We start from the raw sequence: 14,918 nt of genomic DNA on the forward strand, positions 1-14,918 counted from the left end.
AGGTGTCCAAAGCACCTTTCCACTACTTCATCCTGCAGATGATAGTCATTTCGACCTTGTCACCTTTAACACCTACAAGTACATCGTTTGCGATATTGGCTACAATAGACTTCTCCAACTCATCCCAAGCTTCTTTGGATGCATCGTCCTTCTCAGATACTGACTCAAGACAAGTCCTGTAGTCATTAAGTGACCACATCATTCCGTATTCAAGTGATCCTTCAAAGCCTCCATACATTCCCATCGAGCCATAGTCAACATATCCGCCGCCATATTCCTGACTCAGATTCATGACATTTTCATAGTTTAATAGTCCGTTCTCTATCACATCACCAAGCTTACCCATAATACCCTTGGCGCTACTGTTCTTTTTATCAGAAGCTACAGATAAAAGCTCTTTTTTCTTGTCAAAATTCATCTCAGTTTTGGCAGCAAGCTTTAAGCAATAACCCTTCTTGTATTTCTCCATCCATACGACAGCCTGATAATTCTCAGTCATCTCCCTAAGCATACCCAGAGTTTCCTCAAATACCAGCTTAGCATGAAGTGCATTCTTTCTATCAAGATTCAGCTCAGCAATAAGATCATCCGCCCTATCCAGCTCTCTTGCGATATCCTTGCTGCTTCCCACAAGAATCTGGCTTGTAGATGCCTCGAGGCTGCTTGTAGAGATGAATGATAATGACTGCGTGAAGTCTTTGGTCACAACCATCTTGATATTATCAGAACTTGCTGTTATCTCTATATCATCCGCAAGGTTTGCAACCAGTGACCTTTCCAGATCCTCCCAGGCTTCAAGGCTGTACTTATCCTGCTCTTTTTTGGCTTGCAACTGTCTTTGATATTCTTTTAAAGACCATGTTTTTTCTTCAGGAACCTTTATCATGAACATATCAGTGATCTTTTTGAAAAACCCCTTTTCTTCAAAAACAACACCTGATGATGCAATAGAGCCAAGTTCTTCTTTTTTATCTCCTTCAAGAGATCCTGCGCTCTCTAGTATGATTCTGGAAACTCTCTTATCACCTTCAAACCACAGTTCAACTGACCTTTTATCCAGGATCTGCTTTACAAGCCTTAGTACTTCCTCTGTAAGAAGCCTGAATCTAAGAGAATCTTTGTCATTGATTCCTACATCAAACGCATAATCAGTAAGTACATTATAAGCTCTTTCGATATCCTGATTTATATCTCTGATCTTTACGTGCTCTGATTGCCTATAATCCATCTTTCCGGCCTCCCTGATTTTAGAAACTATATTACGTATATATGATATCATATTTACGCAAGTCGAGACATGCCTTTATAAGAACTTTTTTCGGACTTTTTTCCGAATTTTTCCATATATCTACCCTATTACTATTTTCAAACTTAACCCTAAAAAATAGCAAACAAGTTCCACTGAGCCGGGCTTGTTTGCCATAAAAAACATTTCTACCCTTTTGCTGTCTATGTAAATTCAGTCATATAACCTTACAATATCATTAGTTTACAAACTGTACTGAATCAATGATATCCGCAAGATAGTCAGATACTTCTATATCAAGCATCTCGTCTCCACTCATATGACCTGTAAGCTCGAATACCAGCGCTCCATCCATGTAGTCTCTTGCAACTGCTGTCATATAACTGCCTGAGCCTTCTGTATCTACAGGTGTTGTCACCCAGTAACCTGTAATATCTTCATTTCCTAAAAAAGGAGCTTCACTATATGATGCATCATCGCCATAAGCTTCACCAAGAGCCTTAATAGCGCCCTCTGCATCGTTATCAACAGTATATGTAACTGTTATCATATTGGTTCCTGCACACTCGCCTGTATATACGAAAGTTGTAACAGGTCCGCCTGTGTTAACTTCGAATTTCTCAGGATTGTATCTAACACTCCAGCCGTTGGCACTTGTATAAGTGAAGTCTTCACCTCTTTGAGCATGTACATAATTGACAGCATCAAAGGTATCAGGATCTTCTCCTTCAACCGGTTCGAATATCACATCTATGGTATCCTCAAATGCTCCTGTGACAAGGCCATTTTCATAAGAGCTAACAGTTAGTATATCTGTTATCGGATCATCATTTCCAAAAGTAAATTCTACAGTTCCGTCTTCTTTCTGCTCATAAACGAAATATTGTCCTGTCCCGGCATCGCCATCTTCTACATGTCCCTGGCCATCACCTTCAAATACATAGAAGTATGTCTTCTCAGGATTCTCAAGCTCAGCTGCATAACTGGCATATACACCTTTGGCAAAATACTCCTTGGCATCCTGCGGCTGTGCATCCATAGGAACCTTTTCATCGACTACTGTAACTTCACCGGCAGAAACATTTCCCTTTACTACATTATCAGAGCTGCATCCTTCAACCAGAAAAAGACCTGCGATAGCAACAAGAGCAATTGATATTGTTGATTTAACCATTTTCCTTCTCATGTTAAAATCCTCCTCAAAAAATATATGTGATAGATATTTGTTTTTTATTTCGTTACATGTTGAAGTATAATACCGCGTGTCCATCAAATGTCCAACAACACCAAAAATATATTTTTTATACAAATAAATATCACAAAAGATCAACAAAAAGCCTTATCCCATTGCTAAGATAAGGCTTACAAGGTCACATATTCAAACTATCCGAAAGGAATCCTTCCGTCTCACTGGCCCAGCTATAGGAGCTCATATATTCTCCTCTGAAACCTTCTATTGCTTTCCTGTCTTTGTTAAGGAATCTGTACAGATCACAGTCGAACTTCTCAGGTACCACCCTCATAAGTCCCTTCTCCATCTCGAAGATATCTGATATTTTGTACTCTTCCAGCGTATCTCTAAGGCTCCTTATGATAGTATCAAGGTACTTTTGCTTGGCTCTGTCATAGTCATCATCTTCCCATACGATATAAAAAAGATCTTTTCTTGATACGAATTTGCCCTGGCGATCCACAAGGCAGGCTATGAGCTCCTTGGCTTTATTACGCTTGAAGACAACCGGCTTGTCATCAACAAGTATATTAAAATATCCAAAAGTTTCTATCCTGACCCTTGTACCTGACGCCTTAGAAGGCTCTTCTATATTATCAGTCTGCGTCTGTCCCAGAACATAATCTATCTCATCAACAAGCTTGTCATATCCTATTGGCTTTAGAAGATATCCTGAAGCATGAATAGCATAGGCATCCACTGCATATTCCGAATATCCTGTAAGGAATATGATCTTAATCTCCGGACACTTCTCCTTCATCCTTTCAGCAAGCTCAAGCCCCGTCATCTCCGGCATATCTATATCAAGAAGAGCCAGCTGTGCGCTTCGCCCCTCAAGATAGTCCAGTGCCTCCTGAGCTTCCAAAAAAGCTTCAACATTATCGAATTTCTTAGTTTTCTTAAGCATTGTTACTGTTCTTTGCAGTATCAGCGCTTCGTCATCAACGCATATTACAGTCATTGCAATCCTCGTTTTTATCTTTACTTTGCTTATATTTTTTTATTTCTTCGTATCTGGTTCTAACACTTCCGATTGAATGAAAACCCAGCCCAATGTACCGGCTCTTTCATATTTAATCTGATTACTTATCTATGAATCTGCTGCATCATAAATTCATATAATGATCATCATTCCGGTATCTTAATGATGATACAGGTTCCCTCTCCCATCTCACTTTCTATGGAAAAAGATCCTCCTGTCATATCAATTATCCTGTCTCTTACATTCTGAATCCCTATATGACCACCATTTTGAGCCTTCTTAAAAGCTTCATTGTAGTCAAAGCCCTTACCGTTATCATTGATAGAAATAACATGATATCCATCTTCCTTGTAGGTGCTTACTGACACCCAGCCGTTTCTCTTACCTCTTACTCCGTGCCTTATTGCATTCTCAACCATAGGCTGTATAGTAAGCGGCGGAATCAGGAAATTCTCATCCTCAATATCATATTCAATCCTGATAGACGGGAATCTGACCTTCTCGATATCCGAGTAGACTTTGGTATGTTCCAGCTCTTTTTTCACAGGAATAAGATCTTCCTGATTCAAAGAGTCTATGTTCTGCCTTAAATATATAGCAAACTCTTCTATGACCTTGGAAGCCCTCTCAGGATCAGTCTCTGTAAGAGCCTGAATTGTAGATAGTGCATTAAACAGAAAGTGAGGCTGGATCTGAGACATCATGATCTTTATCCTCTGCTCTGCCCTTATTGCGTTCTCATGTTCCCTTACAAACTGAAGATGCAACCATATATAGAAGAAAACCGTACTCCCCGTCATCGCCACTGTAAGGAATGATATATCAGGATTAAATCCAAGAGGAGTATCCAGATATACCGCAAATGCCACGAACATAGCTATCACAACAGGAACTATGCTTTCCCGCCTTCTAATCCCTTTATACTTGGTAAAAGAATCTGCGATAAGCCACACTATCAGAATCAGACACGTCAAAAAAGGAACAAAACCAAGCGGTCCCCTGTGCCAATGACCACCTGCATCAAAACTAAACACCCACGGAACAAAGAAAGGTGTGAGACATATGATTGCATTGATAAGGATGATATAGTTTAACACCTTATCCCATCTTGTACTTCCTGTCAGTTTGATAAAAAGGTATAAAGCAACAGATCTTAAGATATAACTAACTGACGATAGCAGCGTATTCCAAAAGGCCAGATGGTTTCGATACAACGTATCGCCATATGTATTACTAACCTGCGGCTCTATCAAAAGCACAAATATGATCATAACTATGAGGAAGATCCTGCGTCTGTTATCCCTCTTCATATAAGGGTCGATGGCGACTGCAAGTAGCGCACCAAGAAGCTGCATAATCAGCGCAAAATTAAGGGCTAGAAGAATCTGCCCATTTGGATCATTCAATGCATTAATAATATCAGTAAACATAAAGCCCCCGCATACCAGTTAAGGTACCACCTATAAGTTCCCACTAAGACGTTGCAGTATCACTAAAGGCTTTGGTAATACTGCACCGTCCAAGTGGAAAGTTTTAGTCAGTTATTATACTTAATACCATTCTACCATTTATATTATAAAAACTCCTGTCCAACAAATGTCCAACAATACAAAAAATATACGTCCCATACAGCTACTGCGACACTTCTTAGCCGTAACTGCATGGGGCGTATATTTTTTATACCACAGCATCAAAGCTTACCGTGATCCTGGTTCCTATGTCCTGCCTTGAAAGGACTTCTACATTACCTTTATGTGCATCTATGATCCATTTTGCTATGGAAAGTCCAAGACCGGATCCGCCTGTGGATGAGTTTCTCGCCTTGTCTGATCTGTAGAAACGTTCAAATATGTGACTTAGCTCATCTCCTGCTATTCCGATTCCCTCGTCCTGAACGATATAGCATATCTTAGCTCCATTTTTTCTAACAGCAAGTTTTATATTATTGCCCTTATCGGAATATTTGGCAGCGTTTTGTACGAATATCCTCACAGACTGCTTGATCATGGCATTATCGCCATAGATATAGCAGTTATCACAATCTTCCAGCACATATTTATGATCCGGATCTATCATCATGGATTCTTCCCAGACTTCTCTTATCACGGATGACAGGTCTATCCTGTCCATAGACAGCTTCTGACGTCCATTGTCTCCCCTTGCAAGGAATAACAGCTGATCTATTAGCTCTTTCATATTATCAGATTCATTTTTTATAGCTTTGATAGACTCTTCCAGAACTGCCGGATCATCCTTGCCCCAGCGGTCCAGCATATTGGCATAACCCTGTATTACCGCGATAGGAGTCCTTAGTTCATGAGACGCATCGTCCACAAATCTTGCCTGCTGAAGCCGTGCATCCTGCATTCTGTATAGGAGGCTGTTAAGAGCCGCTTCTATACTGGCAAGATCTTCATCCCCTGTCGAGATCCTGGCTCCTGCGTTATCTGCAGGCACCTTTAATATAGCCTCTTCAAGCTCTTCGAATTTAGTAGTATCAAGCGGCACTTCGCTTATGGCTTCCGCCTTTAACGCAAGCTCATTAAGCGGCTTTAGCTTCTTTCTGATCCTCGATGTATAGGTAAAAGAGCCAAAGAGATTCAGCACCTGATATACTCCTATTACTCCCATTATGATTCCTATAAAATAGATATACTCACCCATAGGAAAGCTATACAGCGTGATATCTGTATAAAGCTCAAGAACGATCCTGTCTATACTCTGTCCTGTCAGATCGAAGCGCCTCACATATTCATCAGTAGGTATAGTAAGATAACTCTTATAGCAAAAAGTCCGAAGGATACCAATACTATAAGAATGTCCACGGTAAAAAAGGCTTTCAGTTTGTTAAACCAGAAAGCCGTATTGATACCTCTTGCAATTGATGATGTACGTTTATTAATATTCATCGAAAGTCCTCTTTGATGACATATCCGACACCTCTGACTGTCTGGATCAGCTTGATGCCATATCTATCATCAATTTTAGTTCTAAGATGCCTTATATATACATCTACCACATTGTTCTCACCATCGTAATCATAGCCCCAGATATCGCCTATAAGACGCTCTCTGTCAAGGACTATGTTACGATTCTCCATGAGTATTCTGAGCAGTTCAAACTCGTAGTTGGTAAGCTCAACAGGATTGCCGTCTGCTACTACTTCATGCCTGTCAAGATCTATCATCACTTTGCCGACTGTGATCTGTCTTGTGGAAGTAGATGCAGAACCCTTTCTTTTGAGAGCTACTCTGATACGAGCGAGTAGCTCTTCAATAGCAAAAGGCTTAGTGATATAGTCATCTGCTCCTGCATCAAGACCTGATACCTTGTCCATAACGGCGTCCCTTGCAGTCAACAGGATGACAGGAGTATCCTTCTTGGCTCTGACCCTTCTAAGAACTTCAAAGCCGTTGATACCGGGCAGCATCACATCAAGAAGTATAAGGTCATAATCACTTGCAAGTGCCTTATCAAGGCCTGTCCTGCCATCCTCTGCCTTATCCACTGTATTTCCTTCATGGATAAGTTCAAGTTCTACAAAACGTGCAATTTGTGCTTCATCCTCTACGATCAGTATTTTGCTCATTATTTTTGTTCGTTTTCCTTTTTGAATTCATTTTTGATATTCTCAGCTGTCTGAGAAGCCTTGTCACATACACTGTTAACATCTACTACTACTTTATCAACGCCGGTAAAGCTATAGGATATACCAAAGAAAAGACCTATGATAAGAGCCGGAAGTGTGATCCAGAAAAATCCTATAAGCAAAAGGATAAGAACCAGAAGCGGAACAGCTATAACATTCCTGCCATCCTTGTTGATACAGAAATTGATCTCAAGACTCTTACGGAATGCTGTTCTGAAGATATCTGCAAGCTTTCTGAAGCCTTCCTTGAAATTGTTCTTCTTGCAGTCATTCTCATACTGCCTTCTTGCAAGCTCAAACTTCTGAACATTCTGCATATCCTGACTTGCACCTGCTGTATAAGTTCCCTCTTTGGGCTCATTGACCTTGCCCTGACGCTCCAATGCTATGATCGCATCAAGCATATCATAATTACTTTCTTCAAGCGCCTTCTTGGCATCCTCATAAGATACACCGGTCTTCTCAACGATCTTTTCAACCTTCTCAAAATTTTCCATAACTACTACCTTCCTTTCAGATATGTTGTGCCTAAAGCCTTTATTTTTAACCCTTGCCTTAGACCAAAGTTGTAAGTAACTTTATTTGATATCTGAAATGATACGCGCCCAAAATTAATATAAGATTTTAGTAAGATTAAAATCAGATTAAAATTTGAATACTTTCTATTAATGTAACATATAGCCGCCAAAACAGCATCACAATTCTAAGTCAGCTCCATATCATCTGCCATTATATACTAATACTAATTGTTTGAACATTTTTAATATACTATGCAATTTATTTTTTGCTCTATTATTAAAAAATCCACCTTCAATAGCTCTACCTTCAAGAAAACATACACCCCCTTGCAGTTGTGACTGCATGGACAGTATATAAAGTCTTTTCGTGTTCTTTTGAAGGTGTTATCAAATTCAGGAGCATGATAGATGGATATTTATATTCTTCTTAGGGTCTGTGTGTCTGAGCGAAGCGAGTTTCAGACCCTGGAATATAAATATCCAGATATCATGCCCTGAATTATAACACCTTCAAGACACAAAAAGACTTTATATACTGTTCATGCAGTCACAACTGCAAGGGGGTGTATGTTTTCTTGTACGCAGTTGCCTTACCTTTTTCGAATACCGATCTTCTGGCCTTGCTTAACCGGTATTTCTTTGCCTCTTCTAGTCTTGTCGAAGACACTGGAAGGAACCCTTATCATATCCTTCTTGGTAAGAACTATGATAGTAGATCCTCCGAATAGAAAGCGCCCCTTCTCAGCTCCTCTTTCTACACGAGCTTTCTGATGGTAGTTGTCTATCCTTCCCACAAACATGGCACCCACCTCCATCTGAATGACATCTCCAAAGTGGTCAGTATGAAGGATCGTATATTCTCTGGAATTTTCTTTAAACACAGGAACTTTTCTAAGCGCTACAGGTCTTACTGTGTGCAGCACTCCGTCTATATGGACATTATCATCTTTAAAAGCCCCATCCAGATAGCAGTACCTGTGATAGTGATGTACACATAAGCGAAATACCATGCAAGTTCCACCGTCATACTCTTTGGCAAGTTCTTCATCCTTAAGAAGATCTGCTACAGAGTACATGCTCTGCTTTACAGGCATGATCAGTCCATCTTCTATAGGATATACACTAAGATATCCATCGCAAGGAGCTATGAAGTGATTAGGATCCGTATCTACAGGCCTGCATTCCGGCTTTATCCTTCTGGTAAAAAAAGCATTAAAGCTCTCATACTCTTCATCTTCATATTCTTCCAGTGATATATTATTTTTTTTAATAAACAAAGGTATCAGGAATCTTGATGCCTTAGAATCAAGGAACTTACCGGCGATGATAGATAAGCGCGGATATGTTAGTATCTTAAGGATCATCCTTCCCAATGTAGATCCATATAATAAATTGAGCATCTAATCCCCCTTTGTATATCTACGAATGATCACATCAATCTATAATTTTTTTAAACGAAAATCATATAAGGTCAGGTCCTGGCCATGTAAGTAGCATGCCTTGACTTTGGCTATATCACATTCTTGCAAGAATCAGCCACAGAAGTGCTATGAATATTACAGCGCCGATTCCAACCAAAGCCAGAATTCCGTTAAGCTTGGGTTTTTTGATCGGTATAGGCATAAGGAATGCAAATGCTGTAAATAGCATAACTGCAAAGAATATAGGAGTGATATCCCATACAACAATATAATGGATCAAAAGTATGATAGGGAATATAAGAGCAGATGATGTTACAGGAAGTCCTGAATAGTACTCTCTGACTGTGTCCTCAGTCTTTTGTCTCTCTTCTTCCATAACATTAAAATATGCAAGTCTGATCATAGCAGCCAGCATATATATAAGCATGATAGCAAAGAATACACTTATAAGAGGGAATCTCTCCATAAAAGGGAACTTACGGAGCATTGCATATCCGATACATGCAGGCAGTACTCCAAAAGCAACTACATCTGTTAGTGAATCTATCTGTATTCCAAAGTTCTTCTCAGCCTGTGTTCTGTTCTTTTTGGTTCTTGCAACCTTGCCGTCAAAAGCATCGCACAGACCGCTTATCATCAGGAAGAATATTCCGATATAAGGGTGTCCGTCATCATTAAGGCACAAAAGTATGCCTGATCCTGCAGACAATAAAGATAAGTATGTAAGCCAACAAGTATAATCATAAAATCCTAACATTAGTTTTTCTTTTCCTTTCTTCTAATATATCCAATGATCACCACTAAAAGTCCAACCAGAACACTGGAATAAAATGTTATTCCTCTGCACAGAAGTTCCATTGCTACCAGATTGTCAGGGCTTATGATCTGCCTAAGTCCATCGATCATAAGGAAGTCAGCAACCCCCATTGCCCCGGGGATAGGTATACAATTGGATCCTACTGTAACAAAACACTGAATCCCCATAGCTTTGACAGCATTATCGAAGCCCTGAGCTGTAGACATGAATATCATGAAGATAACAAGCAGATAAGACATCCTCTGCAAAATGTTCCATCCAAGTACTTCTAATAACAGTCTTCCTCTTCCGAATATAAAATCAGAGCATTCTTTGTATTCTCTCATAGCATTCTCAAGCTGAGCTTTGCGTCTTTCTATATGCTTGACAACATGTATCCTTGACAGGAATACCAATATCTTATCAAAAATTCCATGTAAAAATGAGGTTTTTTTGAGCAGTAAGAAAAATCCGAAAATAAGCACTACCAGCACCGCAGCTCCAAATGCGACAAGAATCTTACCCGCAAGTGAAAATCCCCAGAAAAGATCTCCTCCGAATATAAACACTGCAATACTTGATATAAGCAGTGCCGCAGTATACATTACAAGATTTATAAGAAGCATTACTGCGACCATCGATGGTGCTATTCCATCTTTGATCATAAAATAGGCACTTGCCGGCTGTCCGCCTGTAGCCGACGGAGTTATAGCAGAAAAATATACATCTGCCCCGCCATAAGTCATTCCGTTTATGGCACCTACTCTGTATCCAAGGCGTCTGGCCATACGTACCAGAGCATACCCTTCAAAAAATATATATCCAAACATGGATACAAAGGCTAATACAAGCCAGCCTTTATGTGATTCCTCGAACAATTGTGAAATATCATCGGGGGAAAAATTTTTACTTTGCGAAATAATGGCTGCCATCGTTAGTCCCGCAAGGACAAGAAAAAGGACAGACCATAAGACCTTGTTTTTTCCCATTTTCAAACTTACCCTTCATATCAAATAATAAAGTCTATCCATTCCAGGCTGCTATATGATTAAACCACTTTATGACATAGATCTTCAATGATGAAGCCATGATATATCATAGTAATTTAATTATGAAGCAATTCTAGACATAAACACTTTAACAGAGCCTGTCAGTGACTGATGATGAACCATTGCCGCATCGAAGTGAACTGTGTGAAATGCAAGCTGCATTATAGGTCCTGTGGCAAAAGCACATATCAAAGTACCGATACCTACAGGTCCTCCCAGAATATAACCTATAAAAGTTGCAAGACTTAGAAGTGCTACGCTTATGATGCCAATCGGGATCTTTCTGATACGTTTGGACAGACCTACCAAAAGAGTATCCCTTGGTCCGCATCCAAGCGATGCAACCATATAAGTATACTGCGTATATCCCATTATGATAAGCCCTACAAGCATTAATATTATACCTGAAGCATTATTGTTACATGTCTTGATAAGATCAAGCCTGTCAAATAAGTCTACCGCCTTACCAACTACAACGGAATCTATAAACATTGCTATTCCTATCGGCTCTCTTAAAAAGATATCTATTAAAAGGATCGTAAACGACACCATCACAGAAGCATTGCCATAAGATATCCCGCTTGTCTTGGATATTCCAAGGTTCAGAACATCCCACGGTCCGGCTCCTATACCTGCCTTTATAGTAAGATATATCCCAAATCCGTTAAAGAAAAGACTTACAGCAGCTATCACCATATGAAGGATGATAGCTCCGATTGTCTGATTATCATGTATCTCTTTACGTTTTAAATATCTGATCATAATAATATCCTGCAACTATACCTATTTATAAGACTTCAAAATGTCATAACGCATTCTTTTGCAGTCGTCATAACATGACTTTCAAAGCCTCACAAAACTTTTCATTAATATCTCATCTGTTTCATCATAAACAAACAGCACCGTATTGTTTATATCACATTAATATAGGTCATACAACCAAAAAAGCTCTATATTAAGGAAATCTTAAAAACTGAACTTCTTGGAATAATTATGGAAATTTACTACCTATTGATAATATAATCAAATTATGTTAGAAATATTCTTTGGTAATTTAAAATGCATTTTAACGGGATAACACTAATAAGATAAGACCCACACTAGTGTGCAGACTCGTTCATATTTGGTCAAATATGAATCAGCCAGTACACCGGCTTTGACAGTATCAAAGTTCATATGATCCGTCTAAAATGCCACTATGATAAGGAGAAAAACATGTGGTTTATATTCACTCTGGCAACCACCTTCATATGGGGTCTTGCCGAATTATTCTATAAGAAAGGAGCCCTTCCTAACGAGAAATACGCCCACCTTAAGATCTGTATATCTGTAGGTGCAGTTATGGGACTCCACGCTCTTTTCACTCTGCTTACCAAGGATATAGGCTATGATCCCGTGAACCTTCTTAGGTATCTTCCGGTTTCACTTTTTTATGTTATATCCATGGCCTTTTCCTTCTTTGGAATGCGCTTCATAGAGGAGTCCATCTCAGATCCTATAGAGAACACTTCCGGAGCTATAGCCGCGCTTTTATGCGTTATCTTCCTTCATGAGAAGCTTTCAATTCCTTCTGTTATAGCTATCCTTATTATAGCAGTCGGCATTGTAGGTGTAGGCTTCCTTGAAAACACAGGTTCTACCAACAGAAGCGCCAAGATAGGACGTAAGATGGCTATAATCGCATTTACAATGCCTTTCCTTTATGCTCTTCTTGATGCTTTCGGAAGCTTCTTCGATATCTACTATCTTGACGATGTAGCTACAACGCCTTTGATAGGAGTTACAGAAGATACTATCGAAGAGGTAGCCAATACAAGCTATGAGCTTACTTTTTTCTTCGTAGCAATTATCCTTTATATCTTCATAAGGGCAAAAGGTGTAAAGTATGAACTTCCTAAACAGCGTGACAAGATCCTTGCTGCTATCTGCGAGACAGCCGGCCAGTTCACTTATGTGTTTGCAATGAGTGGTAACGGTGCGATCGCAGCTCCTATTATATCAGCTGTATGCGTAGTATCGCTTTTACTGTCCCGTATCTTCCTTAAAGAGAAGCTTACAGCCAAGCAGTACTTCTTCATATTCCTTGTGATTGTCGGTATCCTGACCCTTGCTGTTATCGAAGGTGACTGATAAGCATCTGCTAAGGCATATACACTTTATAACTGATTCTATTCACTCATTATGAACAAAAAGACCGGGCGCTTTACTATAAAGTTCCCGGTCTTTTTTATAGGATCCTGAGCATAAATAATATGTTCAAGATTATTTTTATCTAAAATGCTTATTCCCTGATCTTATATACTTATGCAACCTTTTTGCCAGACTTTTTCTCATACCCTGCAATTACAGGAAGGATGAGACCAAGAGCGATAAGTACAACAGGTGTGATGATATTAAGTGCAAGTGTAAGCGGATCTGTTGAGTATACACCCATTATGCAGCATGCAGCTGTTACTATGAAGCACCATGCACCAAATATAATACCAACAGTCTTGTTCTTAACAAAACGATATTCAGGATTGAACTTATCATTGTGAACACGAAGTGCAATATATGCAGCAAATACCCACAGATAACGCATAGGCATACATACTGAGTTAAGCTTTGTAAGCTGACGAAGTACATCTGCAGCACCAGGTACAAATGACTGAGCGATTATGATAGCACCTGAAAGTATGGCAACCATGATTATACCGTTAACATATGCACCATTCTTGTTCTGCTTGAGAAGACCTGAAGGGATGAACTCTTTACTGTCTTCATTGCCAAGAAGGATACGAAGAGGAGCATCAATACTAAGAAGAAGTGTTGAGAACTGTCCTACTACGTTGCAAAGTGCATATACGATCATAAGAAGGTTACCAACATGGTAGTACTGACCAAGCTTCTGGAATGCCCAGTATGAACCGTTGGACATATAGCTACTGAAAGCTTCTTCAGATGCGTTGATCTCCTTAGGGTCGAACATCATACCCATAGAGATAGTACCAAGCATAGCGCATACAACTACCATAATTGCAAGGAAGATCATTCCTTTAGGGAAGTCCTTGCTGGGCTTTCTCATCTTATTAACATAAGGAGATATCTTCTCACATCCACCAACCGCAAATACAAGGATTGAGAGGCTGGTAAAATAGTTAACGTTAAAATTAGGAATGAGATTCTTCATACTAAAATCCATTGATACGTATGAAGCACCAGGATTGATAACAGGAGCAGCAAACATCATAACGATATATAAAAGTGACATTACGAACATGCTGGTTCCTGCAATTGTTGTCATAGCCTTAAGAGGACTAAGACCTTTACTTGCGATATAACAAAATACAATAAGTACAATAAAAGTCACAGTCTGTACAAGCTTTGTATTAAGCTCATCATAAGCTTCTGCATTCTGGAATATAGCCCAGCTAAGTGCCTTAAGACCACCGCTTGACTTACTGGCAATATAAGTGATATGAACAGCCCAGTATGTCCATCCTGCATAGTAAGCGAGCTTCTTGCCCATAGTTGAGTGAATCCATGAGCTTACACCACCGCCTGATTCCTTAAATGCTGATCCAAGCTCTCCGACCATAAGAGCATAAGGAACAAAGTATAAAGCGAACATCAGGATCCAACTGAAGATAACCTGAATTCCGTTGAAATAAACAAATCCATTTAAAACATTTCCGAACCCCCAAACAGTTGAAAACGCAATGAATGCAAGTGTCATTCCGGTCATTTTCTTTTCTTGTTTCATTTGTTTTTCCTTTTCCCTATTTCTAATAAATTTCAGCATAGAAGCGATTCCTGACATAAAAAAGGAAATCAGCACTGCACACTTAAACAGCGCATAACTTCAACGCAAGAAAGTAGTATATCGCAATTTCGAGAAAAAGACAAGTTAAATCAATGATATTGATGTATTTTAACGCGGCGCCGCGCCGACGTTTTATAGTTTTAACGCTCACACGCTTTGTAGTTATAAATTCAAACTTCGCACTTGCCAAACATACGCCACTCTTTGAGACAGCGCCGATGCGG

14 protein-coding genes are annotated in these 14,918 nt (G+C 39.5%); 1 reads left to right on the forward strand and 13 read right to left on the reverse strand.

The features are described 5' to 3' along the window. Positions 1-22: 22 nt before the first annotated feature. The 12 genes from I7804_RS14920 to I7804_RS14975 form a co-directional block, all read right to left on the reverse strand. Positions 23-1,228: a hypothetical protein gene (locus I7804_RS14920; RefSeq protein ID WP_248404029.1), complete on the reverse strand. Its 1,206-nt coding sequence runs from the start codon at positions 1,226-1,228 to the stop codon at positions 23-25. Positions 1,229-1,484: 256 nt separating this feature from the next. Beyond that, positions 1,485-2,432, reverse strand: a complete 948-nt coding sequence (locus I7804_RS14925) for a hypothetical protein (RefSeq protein ID WP_248404030.1) — start codon at positions 2,430-2,432, stop codon at positions 1,485-1,487. 184 nt (positions 2,433-2,616) lie between these two features. Next, complete coding sequence (locus tag I7804_RS14930) at positions 2,617-3,438, reverse strand: response regulator (protein WP_248404031.1); 822 nt, start codon at positions 3,436-3,438, stop codon at positions 2,617-2,619. A gap of 167 nt (positions 3,439-3,605) precedes the next feature. Further along, a complete protein-coding gene (locus tag I7804_RS14935) occupies positions 3,606-4,889 on the reverse strand; it encodes a sensor histidine kinase (RefSeq protein ID WP_248404032.1) in 1,284 nt (427 codons plus the stop codon). 247 nt (positions 4,890-5,136) lie between these two features. Beyond that, entirely contained in the window at positions 5,137-6,207 is a 1,071-nt protein-coding gene (locus I7804_RS14940) for a sensor histidine kinase (RefSeq protein WP_248404033.1), read from the reverse strand. Next, a complete protein-coding gene (locus I7804_RS14945) occupies positions 6,204-6,368 on the reverse strand; it encodes a hypothetical protein (protein ID WP_248404034.1) in 165 nt (54 codons plus the stop codon). The genes I7804_RS14940 and I7804_RS14945 overlap by 4 nt, the downstream gene beginning before the upstream one ends. Next, positions 6,365-7,048, reverse strand: a complete 684-nt coding sequence (locus tag I7804_RS14950) for a response regulator transcription factor (protein ID WP_027203966.1) — start codon at positions 7,046-7,048, stop codon at positions 6,365-6,367. The genes I7804_RS14945 and I7804_RS14950 overlap by 4 nt, the downstream gene beginning before the upstream one ends. Beyond that, on the reverse strand, positions 7,048-7,605 hold the full coding sequence (locus tag I7804_RS14955) for a hypothetical protein (protein ID WP_027203965.1): 558 nt from the start codon (positions 7,603-7,605) through the stop codon (positions 7,048-7,050). The genes I7804_RS14950 and I7804_RS14955 overlap by 1 nt, the downstream gene beginning before the upstream one ends. Before the next feature lie 611 nt (positions 7,606-8,216). Further along, positions 8,217-9,026, reverse strand: a complete 810-nt coding sequence (locus tag I7804_RS14960; protein WP_022755009.1) for a phosphatidylserine decarboxylase — start codon at positions 9,024-9,026, stop codon at positions 8,217-8,219. A gap of 115 nt (positions 9,027-9,141) precedes the next feature. Further along, the gene (locus tag I7804_RS14965) at positions 9,142-9,804 is read right to left on the reverse strand and encodes a CDP-alcohol phosphatidyltransferase family protein (RefSeq protein WP_022755008.1); all 663 of its coding nucleotides are present in this window, start codon (positions 9,802-9,804) and stop codon (positions 9,142-9,144) included. Further along, positions 9,804-10,832, reverse strand: a complete 1,029-nt coding sequence (locus tag I7804_RS14970; protein WP_022755007.1) for a lysylphosphatidylglycerol synthase transmembrane domain-containing protein — start codon at positions 10,830-10,832, stop codon at positions 9,804-9,806. Before I7804_RS14970 ends, I7804_RS14965 begins: the two co-directional genes overlap by 1 nt. Before the next feature lie 120 nt (positions 10,833-10,952). Then, the gene (locus tag I7804_RS14975) at positions 10,953-11,654 is read right to left on the reverse strand and encodes a YczE/YyaS/YitT family protein (RefSeq protein ID WP_248404035.1); all 702 of its coding nucleotides are present in this window, start codon (positions 11,652-11,654) and stop codon (positions 10,953-10,955) included. A gap of 453 nt (positions 11,655-12,107) precedes the next feature. Between I7804_RS14975 and I7804_RS14980 the strand changes: the two genes are divergently transcribed. After that, positions 12,108-13,022 (forward strand): EamA family transporter, encoded by a 915-nt coding sequence (locus I7804_RS14980; RefSeq protein ID WP_248404036.1) that lies wholly within the window; start codon positions 12,108-12,110, stop codon positions 13,020-13,022. Positions 13,023-13,194: 172 nt separating this feature from the next. Here the strand turns inward: I7804_RS14980 and I7804_RS14985 are convergent, their stop codons facing one another. After that, a complete protein-coding gene (locus tag I7804_RS14985) occupies positions 13,195-14,634 on the reverse strand; it encodes an APC family permease (RefSeq protein WP_022758180.1) in 1,440 nt (479 codons plus the stop codon). Positions 14,635-14,918: the final 284 nt, after the last annotated feature.

Source organism: Butyrivibrio fibrisolvens (assembly GCF_023206215.1).
GTDB classification, from domain to species: domain Bacteria; phylum Bacillota; class Clostridia; order Lachnospirales; family Lachnospiraceae; genus Butyrivibrio; species Butyrivibrio fibrisolvens_C.